The sequence below is a fragment of the Pseudomonas sp. NPDC089428 genome (genome assembly GCF_044749325.1).
GTDB lineage: Bacteria > Pseudomonadota > Gammaproteobacteria > Pseudomonadales > Pseudomonadaceae > Aquipseudomonas.
Genome location: NZ_JBIVHT010000003.1, coordinates 129,190 through 154,035 on the forward strand (window position 1 = coordinate 129,190; position 24,846 = coordinate 154,035).

Annotated in this window: 29 protein-coding genes and 1 pseudogene; 18 read left to right on the forward strand and 12 right to left on the reverse strand. The window is 63.2% G+C overall.

Annotated features, from left to right (window positions below; translation table 11 throughout):
- Window positions 1-81 precede the first annotated feature (81 nt).
- From hemA to ACIPZ5_RS06985, 6 genes are all read left to right on the forward strand, one after another.
- On the forward strand, window positions 82-1,359 hold the full coding sequence (gene hemA, locus ACIPZ5_RS06960; protein ID WP_313711439.1) for a glutamyl-tRNA reductase: 1,278 nt from the start codon (window positions 82-84) through the stop codon (window positions 1,357-1,359).
- Window positions 1,356-2,438, forward strand: coding sequence for a peptide chain release factor 1 (gene prfA / locus ACIPZ5_RS06965; protein WP_261942662.1), 1,083 nt, complete (start codon window positions 1,356-1,358; stop codon window positions 2,436-2,438). Before hemA ends, prfA begins: the two co-directional genes overlap by 4 nt.
- A complete protein-coding gene (gene prmC / locus ACIPZ5_RS06970) occupies window positions 2,438-3,268 on the forward strand; it encodes a peptide chain release factor N(5)-glutamine methyltransferase (protein WP_400807480.1) in 831 nt (276 codons plus the stop codon). Before prfA ends, prmC begins: the two co-directional genes overlap by 1 nt.
- Window positions 3,262-4,017: a molybdopterin-synthase adenylyltransferase MoeB gene (locus ACIPZ5_RS06975; RefSeq protein ID WP_261942664.1), complete on the forward strand. Its 756-nt coding sequence runs from the start codon at window positions 3,262-3,264 to the stop codon at window positions 4,015-4,017. The genes prmC and ACIPZ5_RS06975 overlap by 7 nt, the downstream gene beginning before the upstream one ends.
- A complete protein-coding gene (murI, locus tag ACIPZ5_RS06980; protein WP_261942665.1) occupies window positions 4,010-4,807 on the forward strand; it encodes a glutamate racemase in 798 nt (265 codons plus the stop codon). The genes ACIPZ5_RS06975 and murI overlap by 8 nt, the downstream gene beginning before the upstream one ends.
- A 105-nt stretch (window positions 4,808-4,912) precedes the next feature.
- Window positions 4,913-5,431 (forward strand): acyloxyacyl hydrolase, encoded by a 519-nt coding sequence (locus tag ACIPZ5_RS06985; RefSeq protein WP_261942666.1) that lies wholly within the window; start codon window positions 4,913-4,915, stop codon window positions 5,429-5,431.
- A gap of 126 nt (window positions 5,432-5,557) precedes the next feature.
- On the opposite strand, the pseudogene ACIPZ5_RS06990 reads toward ACIPZ5_RS06985, so the two are convergent.
- The 5 genes and pseudogenes from ACIPZ5_RS06990 to ACIPZ5_RS07010 all read right to left on the reverse strand — a co-directional run bounded on the left by ACIPZ5_RS06990 (window position 5,558) and on the right by ACIPZ5_RS07010 (window position 10,638).
- A pseudogene (locus ACIPZ5_RS06990) lies at window positions 5,558-6,256 on the reverse strand (SDR family oxidoreductase).
- Window positions 6,253-7,695, reverse strand: a complete 1,443-nt coding sequence (gene phrB / locus ACIPZ5_RS06995) for a deoxyribodipyrimidine photo-lyase (RefSeq protein ID WP_400807483.1) — start codon at window positions 7,693-7,695, stop codon at window positions 6,253-6,255. Before phrB ends, ACIPZ5_RS06990 begins: the two are co-directional and overlap by 4 nt.
- Window positions 7,686-8,585, reverse strand: coding sequence for a MerR family transcriptional regulator (locus ACIPZ5_RS07000; RefSeq protein ID WP_400807486.1), 900 nt, complete (start codon window positions 8,583-8,585; stop codon window positions 7,686-7,688). The genes phrB and ACIPZ5_RS07000 overlap by 10 nt, the downstream gene beginning before the upstream one ends.
- Window positions 8,575-9,543: a YbgA family protein gene (locus tag ACIPZ5_RS07005; protein WP_400807488.1), complete on the reverse strand. Its 969-nt coding sequence runs from the start codon at window positions 9,541-9,543 to the stop codon at window positions 8,575-8,577. Before ACIPZ5_RS07005 ends, ACIPZ5_RS07000 begins: the two co-directional genes overlap by 11 nt.
- A 108-nt stretch (window positions 9,544-9,651) precedes the next feature.
- On the reverse strand, window positions 9,652-10,638 hold the full coding sequence (locus ACIPZ5_RS07010; RefSeq protein WP_261942671.1) for an NAD(P)/FAD-dependent oxidoreductase: 987 nt from the start codon (window positions 10,636-10,638) through the stop codon (window positions 9,652-9,654).
- A gap of 186 nt (window positions 10,639-10,824) precedes the next feature.
- On the opposite strand from ACIPZ5_RS07010, the gene ACIPZ5_RS07015 reads away from it, so the two are divergent.
- Together ACIPZ5_RS07015 and hemH are read left to right on the forward strand one after the other, a co-directional pair.
- Window positions 10,825-11,730, forward strand: coding sequence for a TIGR01777 family oxidoreductase (locus tag ACIPZ5_RS07015; RefSeq protein WP_400807490.1), 906 nt, complete (start codon window positions 10,825-10,827; stop codon window positions 11,728-11,730).
- 13 nt (window positions 11,731-11,743) lie between these two features.
- The gene (gene hemH / locus ACIPZ5_RS07020; protein ID WP_400807493.1) at window positions 11,744-12,757 is read left to right on the forward strand and encodes a ferrochelatase; all 1,014 of its coding nucleotides are present in this window, start codon (window positions 11,744-11,746) and stop codon (window positions 12,755-12,757) included.
- 31 nt (window positions 12,758-12,788) lie between these two features.
- Here the strand turns inward: hemH and ACIPZ5_RS07025 are convergent, their stop codons facing one another.
- Window positions 12,789-14,063, reverse strand: a complete 1,275-nt coding sequence (locus ACIPZ5_RS07025) for a uracil-xanthine permease family protein (RefSeq protein ID WP_261942674.1) — start codon at window positions 14,061-14,063, stop codon at window positions 12,789-12,791.
- Between the two features lie 2 nt (window positions 14,064-14,065).
- Window positions 14,066-14,704 (reverse strand): uracil phosphoribosyltransferase, encoded by a 639-nt coding sequence (gene upp / locus ACIPZ5_RS07030; protein ID WP_110638424.1) that lies wholly within the window; start codon window positions 14,702-14,704, stop codon window positions 14,066-14,068.
- A gap of 159 nt (window positions 14,705-14,863) precedes the next feature.
- Between upp and ACIPZ5_RS07035 the strand changes: the two genes are divergently transcribed.
- The 4 genes from ACIPZ5_RS07035 to ACIPZ5_RS07050 all read left to right on the forward strand — a co-directional run bounded on the left by ACIPZ5_RS07035 (window position 14,864) and on the right by ACIPZ5_RS07050 (window position 16,778).
- A complete protein-coding gene (locus ACIPZ5_RS07035) occupies window positions 14,864-15,421 on the forward strand; it encodes a hypoxanthine-guanine phosphoribosyltransferase (protein ID WP_176506861.1) in 558 nt (185 codons plus the stop codon).
- Window positions 15,422-15,423: 2 nt separating this feature from the next.
- Complete coding sequence (locus ACIPZ5_RS07040) at window positions 15,424-15,897, forward strand: WbuC family cupin fold metalloprotein (protein WP_400807495.1); 474 nt, start codon at window positions 15,424-15,426, stop codon at window positions 15,895-15,897.
- A 52-nt stretch (window positions 15,898-15,949) separates the two neighbouring features.
- Entirely contained in the window at window positions 15,950-16,420 is a 471-nt protein-coding gene (locus ACIPZ5_RS07045; protein WP_313711454.1) for a hypothetical protein, read from the forward strand.
- A 67-nt stretch (window positions 16,421-16,487) separates the two neighbouring features.
- A complete protein-coding gene (locus tag ACIPZ5_RS07050) occupies window positions 16,488-16,778 on the forward strand; it encodes a PA4642 family protein (RefSeq protein ID WP_261942677.1) in 291 nt (96 codons plus the stop codon).
- 166 nt (window positions 16,779-16,944) lie between these two features.
- Here ACIPZ5_RS07050 and mqo read toward each other — a convergent pair whose 3' ends face one another.
- Together mqo and ACIPZ5_RS07060 are read right to left on the reverse strand one after the other, a co-directional pair.
- A complete protein-coding gene (gene mqo, locus ACIPZ5_RS07055; RefSeq protein WP_343595648.1) occupies window positions 16,945-18,450 on the reverse strand; it encodes a malate dehydrogenase (quinone) in 1,506 nt (501 codons plus the stop codon).
- Window positions 18,451-19,055: 605 nt separating this feature from the next.
- Window positions 19,056-19,289, reverse strand: coding sequence for a hypothetical protein (locus tag ACIPZ5_RS07060; RefSeq protein WP_400807500.1), 234 nt, complete (start codon window positions 19,287-19,289; stop codon window positions 19,056-19,058).
- 145 nt (window positions 19,290-19,434) lie between these two features.
- Between ACIPZ5_RS07060 and ACIPZ5_RS07065 the strand changes: the two genes are divergently transcribed.
- On the forward strand, window positions 19,435-20,019 hold the full coding sequence (locus tag ACIPZ5_RS07065; RefSeq protein WP_261942680.1) for a YajG family lipoprotein: 585 nt from the start codon (window positions 19,435-19,437) through the stop codon (window positions 20,017-20,019).
- A 112-nt stretch (window positions 20,020-20,131) separates the two neighbouring features.
- Here ACIPZ5_RS07065 and ACIPZ5_RS07070 read toward each other — a convergent pair whose 3' ends face one another.
- A complete protein-coding gene (locus ACIPZ5_RS07070; protein ID WP_343595646.1) occupies window positions 20,132-20,338 on the reverse strand; it encodes a hypothetical protein in 207 nt (68 codons plus the stop codon).
- Between the two features lie 160 nt (window positions 20,339-20,498).
- On the opposite strand from ACIPZ5_RS07070, the gene ACIPZ5_RS07075 reads away from it, so the two are divergent.
- Window positions 20,499-20,759, forward strand: coding sequence for a hypothetical protein (locus ACIPZ5_RS07075; RefSeq protein ID WP_400807502.1), 261 nt, complete (start codon window positions 20,499-20,501; stop codon window positions 20,757-20,759).
- Between the two features lie 34 nt (window positions 20,760-20,793).
- On the opposite strand, the gene ACIPZ5_RS07080 is transcribed toward ACIPZ5_RS07075, so the two are convergent.
- Window positions 20,794-21,963 carry a 1-acyl-sn-glycerol-3-phosphate acyltransferase gene (locus ACIPZ5_RS07080; RefSeq protein WP_261942683.1) on the reverse strand — a complete coding sequence of 390 codons (1,170 nt, stop codon included), beginning with the start codon at window positions 21,961-21,963 and terminating at the stop codon, window positions 20,794-20,796.
- 123 nt (window positions 21,964-22,086) lie between these two features.
- Here ACIPZ5_RS07080 and ACIPZ5_RS07085 point away from each other — a divergent pair, with 123 nt between their 5' ends.
- From ACIPZ5_RS07085 to ACIPZ5_RS07100, 4 genes are all read left to right on the forward strand, one after another.
- On the forward strand, window positions 22,087-22,269 hold the full coding sequence (locus tag ACIPZ5_RS07085) for a CPXCG motif-containing cysteine-rich protein (protein ID WP_261942684.1): 183 nt from the start codon (window positions 22,087-22,089) through the stop codon (window positions 22,267-22,269).
- Window positions 22,269-22,529, forward strand: a complete 261-nt coding sequence (locus ACIPZ5_RS07090; protein ID WP_261942685.1) for a DUF2007 domain-containing protein — start codon at window positions 22,269-22,271, stop codon at window positions 22,527-22,529. The genes ACIPZ5_RS07085 and ACIPZ5_RS07090 overlap by 1 nt, the downstream gene beginning before the upstream one ends.
- A 15-nt stretch (window positions 22,530-22,544) precedes the next feature.
- A complete protein-coding gene (locus tag ACIPZ5_RS07095; RefSeq protein ID WP_313712908.1) occupies window positions 22,545-23,165 on the forward strand; it encodes an SOS response-associated peptidase in 621 nt (206 codons plus the stop codon).
- A 79-nt stretch (window positions 23,166-23,244) separates the two neighbouring features.
- Complete coding sequence (locus tag ACIPZ5_RS07100; protein WP_343595641.1) at window positions 23,245-24,060, forward strand: M48 family metallopeptidase; 816 nt, start codon at window positions 23,245-23,247, stop codon at window positions 24,058-24,060.
- A gap of 119 nt (window positions 24,061-24,179) precedes the next feature.
- Here the strand turns inward: ACIPZ5_RS07100 and ACIPZ5_RS07105 are convergent, their stop codons facing one another.
- Window positions 24,180-24,761, reverse strand: coding sequence for a TMEM165/GDT1 family protein (locus ACIPZ5_RS07105; protein ID WP_313712914.1), 582 nt, complete (start codon window positions 24,759-24,761; stop codon window positions 24,180-24,182).
- Window positions 24,762-24,846 lie beyond the last annotated feature (85 nt).

Genomic DNA, 24,846 nt, shown 5'->3' on the forward strand with positions numbered 1-24,846 from the left:
ACGACAATAGCGAACGGTGGTTGTCCAAAAACCTGCGAAAGAGGACAATTATCGGCTTCCCGTCACAACCAGCGACCTTGCATGGCCTTTCTTGCACTCGGTATCAACCATAAGACTGCCTCGGTAGACGTACGCGAGCGCGTGGCGTTTACCCCAGAGCAGCTGGTCGACGCCCTGCAGCAGCTCTGCCGACTGACCGCCAGCCGTGAGGCGGCGATCCTGTCGACCTGCAACCGTAGCGAGCTTTATATAGAGCAGGATCACCTGTCCGCCGACGCCGTTCTGCAATGGCTGGCCGACTATCACCGGCTGAGCCTGGATGAGTTGCGCGCCAGCGCCTACGTCCACGAAGAACACGCTGCGGTGAAGCACATGATGCGGGTGGCCTCCGGGCTCGACTCACTGGTGCTCGGCGAACCGCAGATCCTCGGCCAGATGAAGTCCGCCTATGCGGTGGCGCGTGAGGCCGGCACCATCGGCCCACTGCTCGGGCGCCTGTTCCAGGCAACCTTCAGCGCCGCCAAGCAGGTGCGCACCGACACCGCGATCGGCGAAAACCCGGTTTCCGTGGCATTCGCCGCGGTCAGCCTGGCCAAGCAGATCTTCAGCGACCTGGGCCGCAGCCAGGCCTTGCTGATCGGTGCAGGGGAAACCATCACCCTGGTCGCCCGCCACCTGCATGAGCAAGGTGTGCGCCGTATCGTCGTGGCCAACCGCACCCTGGAGCGGGCCAGCATGCTCGCCGAGCAGTTCGGTGCCCATGCCGTGCTGCTGGCCGACATCCCGCAGGAGCTGGCCAACAGCGATATCGTCATCAGTTCCACCGCCAGCCAGTTGCCGATCCTGGGCAAGGGCGCGGTGGAAAGCGCGCTGAAGCAGCGCCGGCACAAGCCGATCTTCATGGTCGATATTGCCGTGCCGCGCGACATCGAGCCGCAAGTGGGAGAACTCGACGACGTCTACCTGTACACCGTCGATGACCTGCACGAAGTGGTCGCGGAAAACCTCAAGAGCCGCCAGGGCGCAGCCCAGGCCGCCGAGGAGCTGGTTTCGGTGGGCGCCGAAGACTTCATGCTGCGTTTGCGCGAGCTGGCCGCTGTCGATGTGCTGCGCGCCTACCGCCAGCAAAGCGAGCGCCTGCGCGACGAAGAACTGCAAAAGGCCCAGCGCCTGCTGGCCAATGGCGGCAACCCCGAGGATGTATTGGCGCAACTGGCCCGGGGCCTGACCAACAAACTCCTGCATGCGCCCAGCGTGCAGTTGAAAAAGCTCTCGGCCGAGGGCCGCCTCGATGCGCTGGCCATGGCCCAGGAACTCTTTGCCCTCAACGAGGGCTCGACGGACAAATCCCCGCAATGAAAGCGTCGCTGCTGAACAAACTGGAGATTCTCCAGGACCGCTTCGAGGAACTCACCGCGCTGCTTGGTGACGCCGAAGTCATATCCGACCAGACCCGCTTCCGCGCCTATTCCCGCGAATATGCCGAAGTCGAGCCGGTCTACGCCGCCTATAAAGAGTGGCGCAAGGTGCAGGACGACCTCGAGGGTGCCCAGGCGCTGCTCAAGGATGCCGACCCCGACCTGCGCGAGATGGCCGTGGAGGAAGTGCGCGAGGCCAAGGAGCAACTGGTCGACCTGGAGTCCAACCTGCAGCGCATGCTGCTGCCCAAGGACCCCAACGATGGCCGCAACGTGTTCCTTGAGATCCGTGCCGGCACCGGTGGCGATGAGGCGGCGATCTTCTCCGGCGACCTGTTCCGCATGTACTCGCGCTACGCCGAGAAGCGCGGCTGGCGCCTGGAGATCCTGTCCGAGAACGAAGGCGAGCACGGCGGCTACAAAGAGATCATTGCCCGTGTCGAAGGCGAAAACGTGTATGGCAAGCTCAAGTTCGAGTCCGGCGCGCACCGTGTTCAGCGTGTGCCGGAAACCGAATCCCAGGGCCGTATCCACACCTCGGCCTGCACCGTGGCCGTGCTGCCCGAGCCCGACGAGCAAGCGGCAATCGAGATCAACCCGGCCGACCTGCGTGTCGACACCTACCGCGCTTCGGGCGCCGGCGGTCAGCACGTGAACAAGACCGATTCGGCGATCCGCATTACCCACTTGCCCACCGGCATCGTGGTCGAGTGCCAGGAAGAGCGTTCGCAGCACAAGAACCGCGCCCGTGCCATGTCCTGGCTGTCGGCCAAGCTCAACGACATGCAGACCAGCGCCGCGCAGAACGCCATCGCCAGCGAGCGCAAGCTGCTGGTCGGTTCCGGTGACCGCTCCGAACGCATTCGTACCTACAATTATCCACAGGGGCGGGTAACCGATCACCGCATCAACCTGACCCTGTACTCCCTCGACGACATCCTCGCCGGTGGCGTGGAGGCCGTGATCGAACCGTTGCTGGCCGAGTACCAGGCCGACCAACTGGCGGCCCTGGGGGACTGATGACCATCATTGCCAGCCTTCTGCGCAACGCGCAGTTACCCGATTCGCCCAGCGAGCGCCTGGACGCCGAGCTGCTGCTGGCTGCCGCCATCGGCAAGTCGCGCAGCTTCCTGCACACCTGGCCCGAGCGGATTGTCAGCAGCGAAGATGCCGAGACCTACGCCGGCTACCTGCAGCGCCGCCGCGCCGGCGAGCCGGTGGCCTACATCCTGGGGCAGCAGGGCTTCTGGAAGCTCGACCTGGAAGTGGCGCCGCATACGCTGATCCCGCGCCCGGATACCGAGCTGCTGGTCGAAACGGCCCTGGAGCTGCAGCCCGCATCGCCCGCCAAGGTGCTCGACCTGGGCACCGGCACTGGCGCCATCGCCCTGGCCCTGGCCAGCGATCGCCCGACCTGGCAGGTGACGGCCGTGGACCGCGTCGAACAAGCCGTGGCCCTGGCCGAACGCAATCGCCAGCGCCTGGGCCTGGGCAACGTCCAGGTGCTCACCAGCCATTGGTTCGGCAGCCTGGCCGGGCAGCGCTTCGATCTGATTCTCAGCAACCCGCCGTACATCCGCGCCGAAGACCCGCACCTGGTCGAAGGCGACGTGCGTTTCGAGCCCAGCAGTGCACTGGTGGCCGGTATCGATGGCCTTGATGACCTGCGGCTGATCGTCGCCCAGGCGCCGGCGCATCTGTTGCCAGGTGGCTGGTTGCTGCTCGAACACGGTTACGATCAGGCCGCCGACGTGCGTGCCCTGCTCAGTGCCCAAGGCTTCACCGAGGTGGCCAGCCGCAAGGACCTGGGCGGCCATGAACGTATTTCACTGGGGCGCCTGGCATGCTGACCGATCAGGAACTGTTGCGTTACAGCCGGCAGATCCTGCTGGCCCAGGTGGACATCGACGGCCAGTTGCGGCTCAAGCACAGCAAGGCATTGATCGTCGGCCTCGGCGGCCTCGGCTCGCCGGTGGCGCTGTACCTGGCGGCCGCGGGCGTAGGTGAGCTGCACCTGGCCGACTTCGACACCGTCGACCTGACCAACCTGCAGCGCCAAGTCATCCATGACAGCGACAGCGTCGGCATGAGCAAGGTCGATTCGGCGCTCCAGCGGCTGCAGGCTATCAACCCCGAGGTCGCCCTGGTCGCCCACCGCCAGGCACTGGACGAAGACTCCCTGGCCGCGGCGGTGGCAGCGGTCGACCTGGTGCTGGACTGCTCTGACAATTTCGGCACGCGCGAGGCGGTCAATGCGGCCTGCTTCGCTGCCGGCAAACCGCTGGTGAGCGGCGCGGCGATTCGCCTGGAAGGCCAGTTGTCGGTGTTCGACCCGCGGCGTGACTACAGCCCTTGCTACCACTGCCTCTACGGCCACGGTAGCGAAGACGAGCTGACCTGCAGCGAAGCTGGCGTGATCGGCCCGCTGGTGGGGCTGGTCGGTAGCCTGCAGGCGCTGGAAGCGATGAAGCTGCTGGCGGGCTTCGGCGAACCGCTGATAGGCCGCCTGCTGTTGATCGATGCCCTCGGTACGCGCCTGCGTGAGCTGCGGGTCAAGCGTGACCCGGCCTGTGCCGTGTGCGGCAAGCGCGATGGCTGAGCGCTCGGCGCCGGTCGGCGTGATGGACTCGGGGGTCGGCGGCTTGTCGGTGCTCGCCGAGATCCAGCGCCTGCTGCCCAATGAGTCGCTGCTTTACGTGGCCGATTGTGGTCATGTGCCCTATGGCGAGAAATCCCCGGACTACATCCGCCAGCGCTGTCGGCGTATCGCCGAGTTCTTCCAGGCCCAAGGTGCCAAGGCAATGGTCCTGGCCTGCAACACCGCGACCGTGGCTGCGGTCGCCGATCTGCGCGAGTTGTACCCCGACTGGCCGTTGGTAGGCATGGAGCCGGCAGTCAAGCCCGCCGCTGCCGCCACACGTTCGGGGGTGGTCGGCGTGCTGGCCACCACCGGCACCTTGCAGAGCGCCAAGTTTGCCGCCTTGCTCGACCGCTTCGCCAATGACGTGCAAGTGGTCACCCAGCCCTGCCCGGGGCTGGTCGAACGGATCGAAACCGGAGACCTTGCCAGCCCGCAGCTGCGCCAGTTACTGCTGGGTTACGTGCAGCCGCTGCTGGCCGCTGGCTGCGACACGCTGATCCTCGGCTGCACCCATTATCCCTTCCTGCGCCCGCTGTTGGCCGAGATGGTGCCTGCCGATGTGGCCATCATCGATACCGGTGCCGCCGTGGCACGTCAACTGCAACGCCTGCTGGCTGCGCGTGACCTGCTGGCCGACGGGCCGACGCGTGGGGCTCGTTTCTGGAGCAGCGGCGACCCGCTGTCCTTGACGCAAATCCTGCCCGTGCTGTGGCATAGATCCGATAGTGTGCAAAGCTTTGCGTTGTAAGAAAAACGTGAAAAGAAGCTGAACTATCGTACTACTGCCGATTTCTACCGCATTGCCTGATGGCAGGCGGACACTAATAACAGTATGGAAAGAAGGATGTTTCTCATGAAGAAACTGCTCGGCTTGGCGGCGGCTGCCGCAGTTACCCTGGGGCATGTGGTGGCAGCGCAAGCGGCCGATGTATCGTTCTCGGTGGGGCAGACGGGTGACTCGACCATGGTGTACCGGTTGGGCCTGCAGTCGAACTGGGATGCGAGCTGGTGGCAGACCAGCGTCGGTCGGCTGACAGGCTATTGGGATGGGGCCTACACCTATTGGGAAGGTGACGAGACGTCTAGCAACCACAGCCTTTCGTTCGCACCTGTGTTCGTCTATGAGTTCGCCGGTAATTCGGTGAAGCCTTATATCGAAGCTGGGATTGGCGTGGCAGCCTTTGCCAATACCGAGCTCGAGAGCAACAAGCTGGGCTCGGCTTTCCAGTTTGAAGACCGAATTGGTTTCGGCCTGCGTTTTGCCGGTGGGCATGAGGTCGGGGTGAGGGCGATCCACTATTCCAATGCAGGGCTGCAGACCCCTAACGATGGTGTCGAGAGCTACAGTTTGCATTACCGCATGGCCCTCTGATAATTCCTCTACCGGCCTCTTCGCGGCTAAAGCCGCTCCCACACGAACTGCATTGCCTGGAATACAGGTGCGGTCCTTGTGGGAGTGGATTCACCCGCGAAGAGGCCGGACCGCAAATTACAAGGATTAGCGGGACAGTGGCCACAGGCTGCTGATATCCAGCACCTCCAGCACCAGCTCTGGTTCGCGCAACACCAAGCGGGACAGCAGTTCATCCGCTGCACTCTGCGGCGTCCAGGCATCCGGGACGGCTTGCACGGAAGTGACCGGTGACTTCAACGACTGTGGAGCCACCACTGTCAGGTCGATCCCCTGGTCGTTCAGCGCCTGACGTTGTTCACGTAACCACTGCGGCACATTGTTCCAACCCGCCTACACTTGGGTCGGCGAATAAAGCTGCAAGGCCGAATAGCGGTTGAAAATCGCCATGACCTGGGGCTGATGCCCCTGGGCCAACAAGGGCTGCGCATGGGTCAGGCAATACTCGCCAGCCAGTTGGTTGTCATTGACGATGGCCTCGAACAATTCGCTGTCCGCTACGGCATCAGCCAGGTAGTCGCTAGTCCCGGCGTTGATGATCAATACGTCCAGCGAGCACCAGGCATGGCATAGCTGTTCTGCCGCGCTGGCGGCCTGACCTTCTTGATGCAATTGCCATGGCAGTTTCAACAGCCGGCTGCCATGGCGCACGGCCAGTGCCTCCAGCGCCTCGCTGCTTTTGCCACTTGCGCCAACCCGGTGCCCTTGTTCGAGCAAGCGCTCCACCAGGGCCAGACCCAGTCCGTTGCTGGCCCCCGTAACCCAGAAACTACGCGAGTTATTCAAGATACTGCCCTCTGATCCTGCCGGCGTGGTAGGCCCTTGAAGGCCTCCAGTGCACGCTGGCGACTGCTGCCGAGATCGACAATCGGACTGTGATAGGAATTATTAGCAAAAAGGTCTGCAGACTTCACGGGCTGGTGGATGGCTTTTTCATCCAGCCCCCGCAACTCCGGTATCCAGTGGCGGATGAAGCGACCCTCGGGGTCGAAACGCTGCGACTGGGAAACCGGGTTGAAGATACGGAAATAGGGCACTGCGTCGGTGCCGGTCGAGGCACTCCACTGCCAGCCACCATTGTTCGCGGCCAGATCGCCGTCTATCAGGTGGCGCATGAAATGGCGTTCGCCCAGGCGCCAGTCGATCAGCAGGTTCTTGCTGAGGAACATGGCAACGATCATGCGCAGGCGGTTGTGCATCCAGCCGGTGTGCAGCAGTTGGCGCATGGCCGCGTCGATGATCGGGAAGCCGGTACGCCCCTCCTGCCAGGCCTTGAAGTCGTCCGGCGCATCGCGCCAGGGCAGGGCTTCGGTCTGGGCGCGGAAGGCCCGATGCCGGGAGACCTGTGGATAACCCGTCAGGATGTGTTTGTAGAACTCGCGCCAGAGCAGCTCGTTGATCCACGTCTGAATCCCGCTGCTGCCACTGTCGAACTCACCGTGGTTGCTGGCGAGGGCAGCATGCAGGCATTGGCGGGGCGAGATCACGCCTGCGGCCAGATAGGCAGACAGCTGGCTGGTGCCTGGTTTGGCCGGGAGGTCGCGCAAGCGTTGGTAGTCTTCGACCGTTTCATCGAGAAAGCGGCTGAGCCGCGCCTGCGCTTCGGCTTCACCGGCGGGCCAGTGATCGCTGAGTGCGCGAGCAGGCTTTTCGAAGCCGTCGATGTGCTGTGGGATCGGATCGCTGCTGATCGCCAGCGGGGCCTGTTCTTTTACGCGTCGGGCCAAGGTTGGCAGGCTGCGGTGCAGGTGCTCCAGGCAGGCCTTCTTGAACTGGGTGAAGACCTGGAAGTAGTCGCCGCTGCGCGTCAGGATGGTGCCCGGGCGGAAGAACAGCTGGTCGAGGTAGCTGTGGGCACGGATGCCGGAAGCCTCCAGCAGCTGGCGCGTGGCTGCATCGCGCCGCTCTTCATTGATGCCGTATTCATCGTTCCAGTGCACCGCCGCGATATTGTGCTGGCGGCAGATTTCGAGCAGGGTGGCCGGGGCTTGGTCCCAGGTGTCGATCTTGCGCACCAGCAGCGGGATGTTCAGCTGGTCCAGGGACTGGCGCAGCTGGCGCAGGTTGCGCAGCCAGAAGTCGACCTTGCAGGCGGCATCGTCGTGGGCCTGCCATTGGCCGGGGCTGGCTAGCCACACGGCCACGGTCGGGCCGCGTTCGCAGGCGACGCTGAGGGCGGAATTGTCATCGATGCGCAGGTCGCTGCGCAGCCAGATCAGTTGCATGGGGCACTCGTCTCTACAGGCCGGCGGACATTGCCTAGCAGCACACGCAATGCCGCCTGCGGGGTATCGAACAGGAAAAGGTCGGGCAGGTCGAAAGCGTGCAGCTGAGCCTGGTGCAGGGCGAGGGTGGCGCCGCCCAGCAGCTTGGTCCCGGCGATGCCCTGCAGGGTGCGCAGCAAGGCGTTGGCATCGATACGCGGGCCAAGGTGCATGAGCACTGCCCGCGGCTGCAGGGTGACCACCGCACGTTGCAACTGCGCGCTGGCCACCGGTTGCTCGAAAACTTCTACCGGGATGCCGTTGCTGCTCAGTAACCAGGCGCACAGCCACAGGCTTGGGTCGAACGGGCGCTCGCTGTCTTCGCAGAGCAGCACGGCTGGCCCTTGTAGCGATTGATTGTCGTGATACACCCGTGCCCCTAGCTTGCTGCGCAGCCAGGTGTGGAAAAACACCTGTTCAAGGCGTGCATTGAAGTGACTGCGCCAGCGTACGGCCAGGGACTCCAGCAAGGGCAACAGCAGCTGTTCGCACAGCGTCACGGCGGGGTACAAGGCCATGACCTGGTTCAGTTGCTGGTCGAGGGCACGTTGGGAAAGATTGGCGATGGCTTCGATCAGCTGCTGCTGGCGCGGTTGCCAGTCACCCATCGGTGCCCGCTCCAGCGGCTGGTCGAGCAGTTCGCGAACCTGGCCGACGGATGCGCCGCGCTCAAGCCAGGCGAGAATCGCCTGCACCCGCTCGAGTTGCTCTTGCCCATACAAGCGGTGCCCCTTGGCGGTACGTTGCGGCTTGAGCAGGCCATAGCGGCGCTCCCAGGCGCGCAAGGTGACGGGATTCACCCCAGTGCGCCGGGCCAGTTCGCCGATCGGCAGGAGCGTGTCAGACGGCATTGCGCAGGCCAAGGCTGTCAGGGTGCGGCTGCAGGTAGGTCTGTTGCTGCAGGTAAGGATCCGGATGCTTGCGCAGGTAATGCTTGAGCAAGGTCAGCGGCACCACCAGCGGCACCACGCCTTGTTGGTACTGCCCGATGATGTGCTGCAGTTCGGCCTTGTCCTGTTGTGTCAGCGAGTCCTTGAAGTAGCCGCTCAGGTGCTGCAGGACGTTGCAGTGTGTGCCACGGCTGGCGCAACGGCGCAGGGCCTGCATCAGCTGGCTGAAGTAGCGGGGGCCCACCTGCGCGGGGTCATCTTCACGGCTCATGCTGCCCAGCAGGCGGCCAAGCTGGCGATAGGCCTGGGGGTTGTTCGCCATCAGCAGGTACTTGTAGCGTGAATGGAAGCGTACCAGGGCGCCACGGCTCAATCCTTGCGTCAGCACTTGCTGCCAGTCGGCGTAGGCATAGACACGGCTGATGAAGTTTTCCCGCAGTACCGGGTCGTGCAGGCGGCCTTCCTCCTCCACCGGCAGGTCGGGGCGACGGGCGCAGAAGGCCGCGGCATAGGCCCCCCTGCCACCTTGCGGCGCAGGGTAACCGTTGTCCTGGTAGACCTTGACCCGTTCCAGGCCACAGGAGGGGGATTTCTGCATGAAGATGTAGCCACAGATGTCATCGAGCTCATTGGCCATCTGTTCGGCGTAGTTGCGCAGCGGGCCGCTCAGGTCGGCGCCTGGGTTGCGCGTACCGACCACAGCGGGGCTTGATGGGTCACCTACCAGGCGGATCGGCTCGCGTGGCACGCCCAGGCCGATGGCGACCTCAGGGCATACCGGCAGCCATTCGAAGTGCGCTTGCAATTGCTCAAGGCACAGATCAGAAGCCTTGTGCCCGCCGTTGTAGCGCACCTGACGACCGGTCAGGCAGGCGCTGATGGCGATACGGGGCTTATGTGCGGGGGCAGGTTCGTGCATGGCTGTCTCCGGAAAACTTGTACATGGACGCAAGCGCGTACAAGTTCATTCCAGCACAGCCAGAAACTTATGCAACTAGTATTTTTTGTATAGCTTTGCCGCGTGATGTTATTCGAGATGTTCCAGCAACCGTCTCGCGGCTTCCTGGCCGCTGAGCCAGGCGCCTTCGACGCGGCCAGACAGGCACCAGTCGCCGCAGGCATACAAGCCCTGATCGGCATCGGCCAGCGCGCCCCATTCGTGATTGCCGGCCGGCCGCGCGTACAGCCAGCGGTGGGCCAGGGCGAAGCTCGGCGCTGGCACCACGCAGCCGACCAGTTCGGCGAATTCCCCCCACAGTTGTTCGATCACTTCTTCCTTGGCCAGGTCGATGTGCTGCTTGCTCCAGTCGGCGGTGGCGTGCAGTACCCAGGTGTCGAGGTGTTCCTCACGGCCGGGTTTGCTGCGGTTGCGGGCCAGCCAGTCGAGCGCGCTGTCCTGCACGAAGCAGCCTTGCATCGGTGTATCCAGCGCAGTCTGGAAGGCCAGGGCAACAGCCCAGGTCGGTTCCATCTGCACACCGGCCGCCACGGCGGCGAGCTTGGGCGTGGCCGCCAGCAGCGGAGTGGCCTGGGGGGCGGGCACAGCGATTACCACGCGGCTGAACGGGCCATGGCTGCAACCTTCGGTGTCCTGCAGGTGCCAGTATTGCTTGCCGCGGAACACCTCGGCGATACGGCAGCCGAAGTTGACCGTGACGTCCTTGAGCAGGCCACGGGTGATGGCACTCATGCGCGGCACGCCGACCCAGCGCGTCTGTTCGTCGGGGGAGGGGGTGAGTTCGCCGTTGCGGTAGTTGTACAGCTGCGGCTTCCACTGCTCGGCCCAGCCGGCGGCGACCCATTGCTGCACCTGCTCGACGAAGCGCCGATCGCGGGCCGTGAAGTACTGTGCGCCAAGGTCGAGTGCGCCAGCTTCGCTGCGCTTGCTGGCCATGCGCCCGCCAGTGCCGTGGCCTTTGTCGAACACGTGGACGGACTGCCCGGCTTTTTGCAGGGCCTGGGCGGCGGACAAGCCGGCGATACCGGCACCGATGATGGCAATAGGTACTGTCATGATGGCCTCTTCGAACCTTGCTGTAGGCAGACTACGCTGTCAGGTAAACCTGTACAATGCACAATCTTTGTATAAGGTTATTCCGCTTCATAGGCATGTGGCCTATGGTTATCCGAGAGCGATTGGTCTGGAAAAGTGCCTTGTTCTTAAAAATAGACCATGGCCGCACGCTGCGAGGACACAGCCATGCATATATTGCTGACGGGTGGTACCGGCTTGATCGGCCAGCACCTTTGCCAATACTGGCTAGGCAAGGGCCATCGGCTTACCGTGTGGAGCCGGCGCCCTGAACAAGTGCCTCGATTGTGTGGCAGCGAGGTGCGTGGCATTGGCCGGCTGGAGGATCTGGGCGCTGATGAGCCGGTGGATGCGGTGGTCAATCTGGCCGGTGCGCCGATCGCCGATCGGCCTTGGTCGGCTTCGCGACGCAACTTGCTATGGGCCAGTCGCATTACCCTTACCGAACAACTGCTGGCCTGGCTGGGCAGCCGTGAGCAGCGCCCCGAGGTGCTGATTTCCGGTTCCGCCGTGGGCTGGTACGGCGATGGCGGCGAGCGTGAACTTACCGAAGCCTCGCCGCCGGTTCGCGAAGATTTCGCCAGCCAGTTGTGCATCGCCTGGGAAGAAACCGCCCAGCGTGCGCAGCACCTTGGCATGCGCGTGGTGCTGGTACGTACCGGGTTGGTGCTGGCCAGCGACGGCGGCTTTTTGTCGCGCCTGCGCCTGCCGTTCAAGTTGGGGCTGGGCGGGCCGTTGGGTGATGGCAGGCAGTGGATGCCGTGGGTACATATCGACGATCAGATCGCCCTGATAGATTTTCTCTTGCAGTACAAGGATGCCAGCGGTCCTTATAATGCCTGCGCGCCAGAACCGGTACGTAACCGCGATTTCGCCAAGGCGCTGGGGCGTGCGCTGCATCGGCCGGCGTTCATGCCGATGCCCGGCCTGCTGCTCAAGGCGGGCCTCGGCGAGCTGTCGACCTTGCTGCTTGGTGGCCAGCGGGCGCGCCCGGTGCGCTTGCTGGCGGCGGGCTTCACCTTCCGTTTCAACGATCTGCAATCGGCCCTGGGCAACCTGTCCAGCCGCCTCTGACATAGGACGCTGCATGACCGATCACGCTCTGCTGCTGGTCAACCTGGGTTCCCCGGCCTCTACCTCGGTGGCCGATGTGCGCCGCTACCTCAACCAGTTCCTCATGGACCCTTACGTGGTCGACCTACCCTGGCCAGTACGGCGCTTGCTGGTGTCGCTGATCCTGATCAAGCGCCCGGAGCAGTCGGCGCACGCCTATGCCTCGATCTGGTGGGATGAAGGCTCGCCGCTGGTAGTTTTGACCCGGCGCCTGCAGGCGGCGATGGTCGAGCACTGGCCGCACGGTCCGGTGGAAATTGCCATGCGCTACGGTGAGCCGGCGCTGCCCGAAGTGCTGGCACGGTTGGCGGCGCAAGGTGTGCGCAAGGTGACCCTGGCACCGCTTTATCCACAGTTCGCCGACAGTACGGTGACCACGGTGGTGGAACAGGCAAGGCAGACGCTGACCGAGCGCCAGTTGCCGTTGCAGCTGCGCGTGCTGCAGCCTTTCTATGAGCATCCAGAGTACATCGATGCGCTGGTTGCCAGTGCCCGTCCTTACCTCGAGCAGGATTTCGACCATCTGTTGCTGAGTTTCCACGGCTTGCCGGAGCGGCACCTGAAAAAGCTGTACCCGACCGGCAAGCATGATCTGCGCGCAGCCGACTGCTGTCGCGATGCCAGTGCCGAGGTACGTGCCGTGTGTTATCGCGGGCAGTGCCTGGCCACGGCCAAGGCCTTTGCGGCGAAGATGGGCATCCCCGATGGCAAGTGGTCGGTGTCGTTCCAGTCGCGGTTGGGGCGTGACAAGTGGATCGAACCCTACACCGAGACGCGCCTGGACGAGTTGGCCAAGGCTGGGGTGAAGAAGCTGTTGGTGATGTGCCCGGCGTTCGTCGCCGATTGCATCGAGACGCTGGAAGAGATCGGCATGCGTGGCAGCGAGCAGTTTGTCGAGGCGGGCGGCAAGGAGCTGGTGCTGGTGCCGTGCCTGAATGATCACCCGGAGTGGGTGAGGGTGTTGGCGGGGATGTGCGAGAAAATCTGAACAGCTGGGGCTGCAAAGCAGCCCCAGGAGCTTAAGGCAGCTGATCATCCAGCTTCTTGTGCTTCCAGCCGTCATTGCCCGGCAGGATCAGGTTCAGCGCGATCGCCACGATGGCGCACAGGGCAATACCCTTGAGGCCCCAGTCGTCCGGGCCATCGCCACTGCCGATCAGCACGCCGCCGATACCGAACACCAGGGTCACCGAAACGATGACCAGGTTGCGCGCTTCGGCCAGGTCGATCTTGTGGCGGATCATGGTGTTCATGCCCACCGCCGCGATCGAGCCGAACAGCAGGCAAAGAATGCCGCCCATCACCGGTACCGGGATGCTCTGCAGCAGCGCGCCGAACTTGCCGATGAAGGCCAGGGAAATGGCGAACACCGCCGCCCAGGTCATGATCTTCGGGTTGTAGTTCTTGGTCAGCATCACCGCGCCGGTCACTTCGGCGTAGGTGGTGTTGGGCGGGCCGCCGAACAGGCCGGCTGCGGTGGTGGCCAGGCCGTCACCCAGGAGGGTACGATGCAGGCCGGGCTTCTTCAGGTAGTCGCGGCCAGTTACGCTGCCGACTGCAATCACTCCGCCGATGTGCTCGATCGCCGGTGCCAGGGCAACCGGGACGATGAACAGGATGGCCTGCCAGTTGAAGGCTGGCGCGGTGAAGTTGGGGATTTCCAGCCACGGTGCGGCGGCGATCTTGGCGGTGTCGACCACGCCGAAGGCGAACGACAGGGCAAAGCCCACCAGCACGCCGGCAATGATCGGTACCAGGCGGAAGATGCCCTTGCCGAACACGGCGACGATCAGGGTGGTCAGCAGTGCCGGCATGGAGATCAGCATCGCCGTCTTGTACGGCAGCAGCACGCTGCCGTCACCGGCCTTGCCCATCGCCATGTTGGCGGCGATCGGAGCCATGGCCAGGCCGATGGAAATGATCACCGGCCCGATCACCACCGGCGGCAGCATGCGGTCGATGAAGCCGGTGCCCTTGATCTTCACCATCAAGCCCATGAAGGTGTAGACGAAGCCTGCGGCCATCACCCCGCCCATGGTCTCGGCCAGGCCGAACTGGCCCTTGGCAAGAATGATCGGGGTGATGAAGGCAAAGCTCGAAGCCAGGAATACCGGTACCTGACGGCCGGTGACCAGCTGGAACAGCAGGGTGCCGATGCCAGCGGTGAACAGGGCCACGTTCGGGTCGAGGCCGGTGATCAGCGGCATCAGTACCAGCGCGCCGAATGCCACGAAGAGCATCTGCGCGCCCGAGACGACCTGGCGCCAGAGCGGGTCGTTGAAGCCGTCCTGCATGGTCAGGCGTCCTTCTGCTTGGTGCCGAAGATCTTGTCACCGGCATCGCCCAGGCCTGGGACGATGTAACCATGCTCATTCAGGCGCTGGTCGATCGAGGCGGTGTAGATCTGTACGTCCGGGTGGGCTTTTTCCACCACGGCGATGCCTTCTGGCGCGGCGACCAGCACCATGGCGCGGATCTCCTTGCAACCGGCCTTTTTCAGCAGGTCGATGGTGGCGACCATCGAGCCGCCGGTGGCGAGCATCGGGTCGATGATCAGGGCCAGGCGCTGGTTGATGTCTGGCGCGAGCTTTTCGAGGTAGGTGTGCGCTTCGAGGGTTTCCTCGTTGCGGGCAACGCCGACAGCGCTGACCTTGGCGCCCGGGATCAGGCTGAGCACGCCGTCGAGCATGCCGATGCCTGCGCGCAGGATCGGTACCACGGTGATCTTCTTGCCGGCGATTTTTTCAACTTGCACCTTGCCGCACCAGCCGTCGATCTCATAGGTTTCGAGGGGCAGGTCCTGGGTGGCTTCGTAGGTCAGTAGCGCGCCGACTTCCTGGGCGAGTTCGCGAAAATTCTTGGTGCTGATATCGGCACGGCGCATGAGGCCGAGCTTGTGGCGGATCAGCGGATGGCGGATCTCACGAGTAGGCATAGGGGGCTCCGAAAGGCGGGCAAAAAAACCGCGCTAGATTAATCTATTCAGCCTTTGCTGTCGTGTAGTCCTTTTGCACGTTAGTCCATAAATGCTTGATCTGTGACGAGCGGATGCGTACCTTTGCCCGCTTTTCCAAAATGCCCCCCGGAGAGCGCCATGTCCGCCGATCTCGAGCACATCCGTCAAGTCATGCGCGAGGCAGACTGCCTGTACCACGAAGCCGAAGTCGAAGCGGCCATCGCCAAAGTCGGCGAGCAGATCTGCAAGGACCTGCATGACACCAACCCCGTGGTGTTCTGCGTGATGAACGGCGGCCTGATCTTCGCCGGCAAACTGCTGACCCACCTGCAGTTCCCGCTGGAGGTCTCGTACATCCATGCCACGCGTTATCGCAACCAGACCAGTGGCGGTGAGTTGTTCTGGAAGGCCAAACCGGAAGTGTCGTTCATTGACCGTGACGTGCTGATCGTCGATGACATCCTCGATGAGGGCCACACCCTCAGCGCCATCATCGAGTTCTGCAAGCATGCCGGTGCGCGGGCAGTGCACACCGCCGTGCTGATCGACAAGGACCACGACCGCAAGGCCAGCCCAGGCCTGAAGGCCAGCTACGCCGGCCTGCCGTGCATCGATCGCTATATCTTCGGTTACGGAATGGACTATAAAGGCTACTGGCGTAACGCAAACGGCATTTTCGCTGTGAAGGGACTGTAACCATGAGCCAGCCTGCATTCATCGACCAAACGTTGTTAACCGGGCTGGCGCAAAAAGCCGCCGATGCGCCGCGCCGGCGGCACCATCACAACTTCCATGACATGGAAGACCCTTGCCACCGCCTGGCAATAGGCTTGCAGCCTTCGACCTACATCGCACCGCACCGGCACCTGAGCGACGACAAGGCCGAGACCTTGCTGGTGCTGAAAGGCCGCCTCGGTCTGTTGCTGTTCGATGAGCAGGGCGCGTTGGCCAGCACACGCATCCTCGAAGCAGGCGGCGAGTGCATGGGCGTGGACTTGCCGCCGGGCGTCTACCATGGCCTGGTGGCGCTCGATGCCAACACAATCATGTTTGAATGCAAGGCCGGCCCTTACCGCCAGTTGGTCGAAGGTGAACATGCTCCCTGGGCGCCACGTGAGGGCGAGGCCGGTGCGCCTGAATACCAGGCCTGGATGCTCGCGCAGTTCGATTGAGGTTTGCCGTTGCCTGCGTGCTAGAGTGCTCCTTCATGCCAAGGAGCCTCACATGCGTGCGATTCTTCCCCTGCTGCTGGCGCTGAGCCTTCCTCTCGCCGCCGCACCGCTGCACAGCCAGTTCCTCCCGCCCGATGACCAGTCCCTGCGCCAGGAAGCGCCGACCGGCCAGCAATTGCTGCAAGTGACCGACTACTCGGTGGTGGTGGGGGCTCAGCGTCAGTCCGACCAACAGCCGATCCCGATTACTGCTTCGCTGCAGATGCGCCTGAAAGGCAAGCCGCTGAGCAAGGGCGCGACGATCAGCCAGGTGCTGCTCAACTTCGACGGTGAGGCTGGCAAAAGCCTGAAGAAGCCGGTGTACGACGACAAGACCCGAACCTTGAGCCTGAATTACCCGGTCAGCGATTATCGGGTGATCATGGACCTGCTGCGCAACGAGACGGTCTATGTGCAGTTCCTGACCTACGCCAACGGCCATATCTGGGCCGACCTGCACACCGGTACCGTACGTTCGCGTTGAGGCTTGCCGCCTGTGGGGGGTAAACTGCCGGCCTTCGAAATTCCATGATGGTCAGTTGGAGCCGGCAATGCGCAAAGACAAGAAGCAGGTGATTGGTGACGAAATCAGTGACGACTACATCAAGTCGTTCCTCCAGTTTGAGCCGGCCGATGGCGTGACCTCGCCTTCGCACCACAAGCTGATCAAAGGCTACCGTGGCCTGCGTGTCGATGACTTCGAGCGTTTCGTGGGCTTCTTCGTCGAGGCGGGCCTGGACCTGGATGGCAAGGACGAGCACGGCAAGACCTTCGTCGAAGTGATCGCTGACCAGCGCAACGCGCCGGAATACCTCGAGATCATCGCCAAGGCCCGCGGCTGATTGAGCCTGCACCGGCCTCTTCGCGGGGCAAGCCCGCTCCCACATTGATCGGCGTATACCGGACCTTGTGGGAGCGGGCTTGTCCCGCGAAGAGGCCAGTGCAGACTGATAGAGATTCCAGGCACAAAAAAACGCCCCGAGGGGCGTTTTTTCGTTTCAGGCCGGCTTAGGCGTAATGCTTGGCCGGGCTGTCTTCCACCAGTTCCAGCGCCGCATCGTTGTCGGCACTGATCTTGCGGTACAGCGCTGCGTCGGTGGCCAGGGCCTTTTCGCGAGCCGGGAAGATTTCCTTGAGCTTGGCAGCCCAGGCACCTTTGGCCTGCTCGGGGAAGCAGCGCTCGATCAGCTCGAGCATGATCGACACGGTCACCGAAGCACCCGGCGAAGCGCCGAGCAGTGCCGCCAGGCTGCCGTCCTGCGCCGAGACCAGCTCGGTACCAAACTGCAGGATGCCGCCTTTCTTCGGGTCCTTCTTGATGATCTGCACACGCTGGCCGGCCACTTCCAGGCGCCAATCTTCGGCTTTGGCCTGTGGGTAGAAGCGGCGCAGGGACTCCAGGCGCTGTTCCATCGACTGCATCACTTCGCTGACCAGATACTTGGTCAGGTCCATGTTGTCGCGGGCCACGGCCAGCATCGGGCCGATGTTGCCCATGCGGACCGACAGCGGCAGGTCCATCAGCGAGCCGTGCTTGAGGAACTTGGTGGTAAAGCCGGCATAGGGGCCGAACAGCAGCGACGTCTTGCCGTCCACCACGCGGGTGTCCAGGTGGGGCACCGACATCGGTGGTGCGCCGACCGCCGCCTGGCTGTACACCTTGGCCTGGTGCTGCTTGACGATTTCCGGGTTGTCGCAACGCAGCCACTGGCCGCTGACCGGGAAGCCGCCGAAGCCTTTGCTTTCCGGGATGCCGGACAGTTGCAGCAGCGGCAGGGCCGCGCCGCCAGCACCGAGGAAGACGAAGCGGGCGTCGACTTCGCGGGTACCGCCGCTGTTGACGTCCTTGATGCTTACGGTCCAGCCTTTGCCGTTACGGCGCAGGCCGACGACTTTCTTGCTGTACTTGACCTGGGCATCGGCGCTGTCGCCCAGCACTTTGAGCAGCTTGTTGGTCAATGCCCCGAAGTTGACGTCGGTGCCTTTGGCCACACGGGTTGCGGCGATGTGCTGGTCGGCCGGGCGGCCAGGCATCATCAGTGGCATCCACTCGTTCATCACAGCCTTGTCTTCGGTGTATTCCATCTCGGCGAAGGCGTGGTGCTGCTTGAGCAGCTCGAAGCGCTTCTTGAGGAAGGACACACCCTTGTCACCTTCGACGTAGCTCAGGTGCGGGACCGGGTTGATGAACGCACGTGCCGAGCCGAAGTTGCTCTTCTTGCTCAGGTAAGCCCAGAACTGGCGCGAGACCTCGAACTGGGTATTGATGTGCACGGCCTTCTTGATGTCGATACTGCCATCGGCGGCCTGGGGCGTGTAGTTCAGCTCGCACAGGCCGGCGTGGCCGGTACCTGCGTTGTTCCAGGGGTTGGAGCTTTCCGCGGCCCCGGAGTCCATTGCCTCGACGACCTCAAGCTTCAGGGTCGGGTCAAGCTCCTTGAGCAGTACGGCCAGGGTGGCACTCATGATGCCCGCGCCTACCAGTACCACATCAACCGATTCGTTCTGCGCCATTTAACGCGTCTCCACAATCTACAGCTACCTAATTGACAGCATAGGATCACTGGGGTTGCCAGGATCGCCATGTCCGACTCTTCGCAGTTCTTGCAACTTCCGCGGACACCGCCAATCAGTCTTCGGGTTCGGGTATTGAACGCCGTTTGCCACAGGTGCGGCAATTCGACTTATGGTCAAGGTGTCGTGCGTGCGTTATGGAACGACTTCAGACACTCATCCGGGATGAGCGCTTTTGCCGTCTGTTCAGGGCTGTTCGGGACACATCTGCCGCTTTTGCACATGCCAGACTGTTCATTTGCTCGCCACACTCTCGTGAAGTTGTGAAAAACCGTTTTTTCACGCTCTTTTGGAGACGTGAACCTCAAAAGGGGACTGCGCGATGGCAACCCACAGGTTCATGCAGTGCGAAGGGCCGGAAGAGCAGGCACGACAGCCGATGCAAGACCTGAGTGGAAGGCTCTCTGTGGGCGAAGCGGGTGACGGTGCCGGGGTCAAGCGGCGGATGCGGGGCCCGATCAGGAGACGTCCTTATAATCGGGGGGAGATTATAACGATGTCGCGGGCAGAAAGGTCGTTATTCGTGGTTTTTATTGCAGCGTTTGTCAGGCTGCGAGGATGCGCTGGTGCCAGCGGCGGCTTGCAGGGGCGCAAACCCGGGCCTCGGCGGGCAGCTCACGGCCCAGCCAGGTAAGCTGGATTTCGCCGATCCGGACCCAGCCGCTACCGCTGGGGGCCTGGCTGCACTGCTTGAAGGCCAGGCATTTGCCGTCGGCATCGAGGCGGGCATAGGCATTGTGGCGCGGGCGTTGGCAGAGCAGGGTCCAGAGCGAGGCCATGTCGGTGCGTCCTGTGCGTTTGGGCTTGGCGCAAGGATAAGGGCGCAGCGATGAAACGATTGTGACAAGCGGGGCGGACCGATGACTGGTCTGGTCTGGGCTGGGTATACTGTGGGCCTTCGCCGTATTTTCTGGAGAAACGCGCATGTTGCAACGTCTGTTGTTCGGTTTGATCGCCGTGGCCAGCCTCAGCCTGGTCGGTTGTGCCCACAGCCCGCAACAACTCAGCCCGCAACCCACGCTCAAGGCTCAGCTCGCACCGGTTGGTCACGGCCAGCCGGTCGTGGTCAAGGTGGTTGATGGGCGGGCTTCGCAGTCCCTGGGCACCCGTGGTGGCATGTACCCCGAAACCAGCACCATCAGCGTCAGTGGCAATGATGTGGTGCCCAAGCTGCAGGCCCAGGCCGAGGCCGCCGTGCGCCTGCTCGGCTTCACCCCGACGCCCAACGCCTACAACGCACCGCAGCTGACCGTGACCCTGGCCGAGCTGAAGTACCAGTCGCCGAAGGACAACCTGTACGTGACTGAAGCCACCATCGGTGCCACCTTCCGTGCCGATGTGCAGAATGCCAACCGCCGCTACAGCGGCCGCTACGGTGCTTCGCTGGACCAGCGCTTCGGCATGGCGCCGAACCAGGACACCAACACCCAGCTGGTGAGCGACGTGCTGAGCGATGCGCTGACCCGCCTGTTCAAGGACCCGACCATCGGGCAGGTATTGGGCGAATAAGCCTAAGGCTGCAAACGAAAAACCCGCTACCTGAGTGCCAGGTAGCGGGTTTTTTGTTGCCTGCTCCGACCTCTTCGAGGCGTCGAGCCGCCGCGAAGAGGCCGGAACAGGTTCAAGCGGCTGCTATGTGGAAATCCAGCAAGCTGACACCGGTGCTTGCGTCCACCTCGGGCAGGTCCGCGTGCACATGCCCACCCAGCGCGCAGTAGACCAGCCACTGGCGGTCCTGGACATTGATGGCAAAACCATCGATCAACGCCTGTTGCTCATCACTCTGGGCCACGAGATAGAGGCGGTCCTGGTTTTCGGCGTGCAGCATCGACAAGCTCCGGTACGGGAAAAGGCCGCTAGCGTGGCCTGCCCTGATGACGAGCTTATGACAGATGAAATCAATTGACACTTTGTCGCCAAGACCGGGCATGCGGGGTGGACTTCGGTAGAATGCCGGGCTTCGCTGTGGCTATGACCGAGGTTGCGTGATGTCTTTGCAAGTGCTCTGGGGGTTTCTCTGCGCCCACCCGACCAAGCTGATCAATCTGCTGGCGCTTTTGCTGACCTGCCCAGGCGGGTTGCTGCTGCAGAGTGCGCGCAGGCGTGAGGTGACGGCCCGTGAGCGCCTGGCGGTGGACGAAGGGGTGGTGGATGCCTTCGACCAGCGCGTGCCGCGCTACTACTACATTCTCGGCTTTTCCTGCCTGGCCATGGCCCTGCTGCTGTCCTGGTTCAGCACCTGGATCTGAAATGCCTGGGGCCGCTTTGCGGCCCCAAATTTGATCAGGCGACAGGCGCCTGCTGCTTGACCTGGTACTGATTGCGTACCGGCGTCGCATACTGCAACACCAGGTACGGCCGCTGCTCCTCGGGGCAGGCATCCAGGCGGCGCTGCCATTCTTCCCTTGCCTTGGCCAGCTCTTCGGCCGGGAACACCTTCTCGGCGCTCGGCACCTGCAGTGCGTCGTCCTTCTCGCTCCACATCGCATAGGCCAGGTAATGCACCGGGAACAGGCGGTAGCCGCCGAGGATCTGCCGGTCGGTTTCCAGTGCCAGCTGCTTGGTGTCCTCGTAGTACTCGGTCACCGGCGGGGCGAAGTTGATGTGTACCCGGCCCTTGTAGCCGGTGATGCCCTTGGCGATGCTGTTGTCGTCCTCGCCCGGCGCCTTCTTGTAGGTGCCGGTGGTGGCGCGGATGTACAGCTCGCGGGCCTTGGCCTGGTCGCATGGGTCGTATTCGTAGCTGATCGACACCGGGATCAGGTTCAGGCTCTGGATCACCGCACCGAACGGCTCGTCCTTGCGGCTCATGTGGAACATCTTGAGGATCGCCGAATCGGTACGGTCGTCACCGTCCTTGGCGCGGCCTTCGGCCTGGGCGATCCAGATCGACGTGCCGTCATTGCGGATCGAGTGGTTGATGTAGGCCGAGAGCAGCTGGTAGGCCGCGAGCTTTTCGCGGCGGCCGCTGATCGAGCGGTGCACGATGAAGCTCTTGTTCAGGCGCATCATGTCGCTGACGAACGGCTTCTGCAGCAGGTTGTCGCCGATGGCGATGCGCGGTGTTGGCAGGCCGGCGTGGTATACCGCGTAGTTGACGAAGGCCGGGTCCATGACGATGTCGCGGTGGTTGGCCAGGAACAGGTAGGCGGTGCCTGACTTGAGCTGCTCGACGCCGGAATAGGTGACGCCGTCGGTGGCACGCTCGATGGTCTGGTCGACGTAGTACTCGACTTTGTCCTGCAGGGTCGAGACGCAGGTGACGCCGGCGAATTCCTTGCGCAGGCGCCGGGCGATCAGCGGCTTGAGCAGCCAGCCGAGGGCGCCGGCCGCACGCGGGAATTTGAAGTGGGTGAGGATATCGAGGAATGCCGGGTCGCTGAGCAGGCGTGCCAGAACGGCAGGGACCTCAGCATCGTCGTACGGTCGGATGGCATCGAATTCGCCCATCATGCTCTCTTGTTGGAAACGGCTAGGGTAATAAGGTAAGGGGTGGGTCCCGAAAAACGGCTCGGGCACTCGCAAGCCCTGTAAACAGACCGGCAATTATACGCACAAGTCACCCCGGAGGCCGCGATGCTCGAAAAAGCGTTCTACGATTGCCCTTATTGTGGCGAGGAAGTCGAAACGACAGTGGACCTGTCCGGGGGAGACCAGGAGTACATCGAGGACTGCCAGGTGTGCTGCAAGCCTATCCGCTTTGTGCTGCAGGTTCATGGCGAGGAATGGATGCTGGATGTCTACGGTGAGAACGACTGATGCGGCGGATCTACGAACCGGAAAACCTGCTGGAAGCCGAAATGCTGGTGGGCATGCTCGTCAGCGAGGGCATCGACGTGCACCTGGCCGGCCGCGACCTGATGGGTGGCGTCGGTGAGTTGCCGTTGCAGGGTTTGCTCGGGCTGGCGGTGCCCGATGAACAGGCCGAATACGCACGGCAACTGATCGATGCGTACAATGGTGCCGAGCCGCTTGCCGGCGACGAGCCGGAGAGTCACCCCGGTACCTTGATCTGCTAGGTTCTGAAATCGCCCATGTGTGGACGTTATGCCCTGTTCCGCTGGCCCCAGGCGCTGGCCAGCCTGCCGGGTTTCCCCGCCGGCCAGCCGGCCCAATGGAACATCTCGCCCGGTGCCTCGGTGCTGATCCAGCGCCAGCTCGATGGCCAGCAGCAACTGGCCAAGGCACGCTGGGGGCTGACCCCCGCCTGGCTCACTGACCTTTCCCGCACCCCCGCCCATGCCCGGGCCGAGACCTTGGCCGAGCAGCCGATGTTTCGCGAAGCGTTTCGCCTGCGCCGTTGCCTGATGCCGGCCAACGGTTTCTACGAGTGGCGCGGTTCGGTGCGCAAGCGGCCTTACTGGCTGACGCCGGGGGAGGGCGCATCGTTGTATTTTGCCGCCGTGTGGGAAGCCTATCCGGTGCAGGACCAGGTGTGGCTGAGCTGCGCGGTGGTAACCCAGGCCGCGATGAACCAGCGCCGGCCGCTGATTCTCGACGAGGCCGGCCAGGCTGCCTGGCTGGACCCTGATACGCCGCTGCCGCGCTTGCATGAGTTGCTTGCCAGCCCGCCGGCGACGCTACGCGAGCGGGCCCTGGCGAACTTCGTCAACGACCCGAAACTGGACGCGCCGGAGTGCCTGACGCCCGCTTAGGTAAAATCTTCCCTGCGGCTATGGCGAGATACGGGCGACTCAGCCTAGGATACGGCGCATATAAATAGGGAGTGTTTTGATGCGTAAGTATTTTGTCGTCAGCCTGTTGAGTGCTGGCATCCTGCTGGCCGGCTGCCAGGCGGTGAATACCACCAGTGGCGGTGCTGTCGGCGTACAGCGTCAGCAGTACATGTTCAGCATGCTCTCGACCGATGAGGTCAACCAGATGTATGCCCAGTCGTACCAGCAGACCCTCGGTGAGGCGTCGAGCAAGGGGGTGCTGGACAAGTCCAGTGCCGACGCCAAGCGCGTGCAGGCCATCGCCAGCCGTCTGATCGCCCAGGCGCCCAAGTTCCGTCCCGATGCCGCGCAATGGAACTGGGAAGTCAACGTCATCAAGAGTGACGAGCTCAATGCCAACTGCGGGCCAGGCGGCAAGATCATCGTGTATACCGGGCTGATCGACCAGCTCAAGCTCACCGATGCGGAAATCGCCGCTGTAGTCGGGCACGAGATCGCCCACGCCTTGCGCGAGCACAGCCGTGAAGCGATGTCCAAGGCCTACGGTGTGGAGATGGCGCGCCAGGGCGCGGGTGCATTGCTTGGCCTTGGCCAGGACAGCATGGCGTTGGCCGACGCCGTGGTGAACTATTCCATGACCCTGCCCAACAGCCGCGCCAACGAGAACGAGGCCGACCTGATCGGCCTGGAGCTGTCGGCGCGTGCCGGCTACGACCCGAATGCCGCGATCACCTTGTGGAACAAGATGAGCAAGGCTTCGGAGGGTGCACCGCCCGAGTTCATGAGCACTCACCCGGCGTCCAGCAGCCGGATCGCCTCGTTGCAGGCGGCGATTCCGAAGGTGATGCCGCTGTACGAAGCGGCCAAGAAGTAATACTCATAGGGGCTGCTTTGCAGCCCATCGCCGGCAAGCGCGGCTCCCACAGGGTATCGCCTTCCCCGTGGCAGATGCGCTTACCGCGATGGGCCGCAAGGCGGCCCCAGCTTTTCAGGTCAGCCTACCCAGCCGCTGGTTTTCATCGCCGAGTACACGGCCACGATCGCCAGCACGAAGAACGCGGTAGCCGCCAGGCGACGAATCAGCGTCAGTGGCAGTTTCTCCGCAGCGAAGTTACCCGCCAGCACGACCGGCACGTTGGCGATCAGCATGCCCAGGGTCGTCCCGAGAATAACCAGGATCAGGTGTGGGTACTGGGCAGCCAGCATCACCGTGGCGACCTGGGTCTTGTCACCGATTTCGGCCAGGAAGAAGGCGATCAGCGTCGTCAGGAACGGGCCGAAGCGGCGCGCCGGGTTCTCGTCATCGTCCATCTTGTCTGGCACCAGGGTCCACAGCGCGGTGGCTGTGAAGCTTGCGGCAAGTATCCAATGCAATACCGATTCGCTGAAGAAACTACCGACCCAGGCACCCACCGCACCGGCCGCGGCATGGTTGGCCAGGGTGGCGGCGATGATGCCAGCGATGATTGGCCAGGGCTTGCGGAAGCGTGCGGCGAGGATGAGCGCGAGCAATTGCGTCTTGTCGCCGATTTCGGCCAAGGCAACGATTGCAGTGGGGACCAACAGAGATTCCAGCATCAGGATTCCTACGGGGGCGGGTCGACACGGCTATGACACGTACAGCCTCCCCGCCCCGGGTAAGGTGTGCGTGTCATAGGTC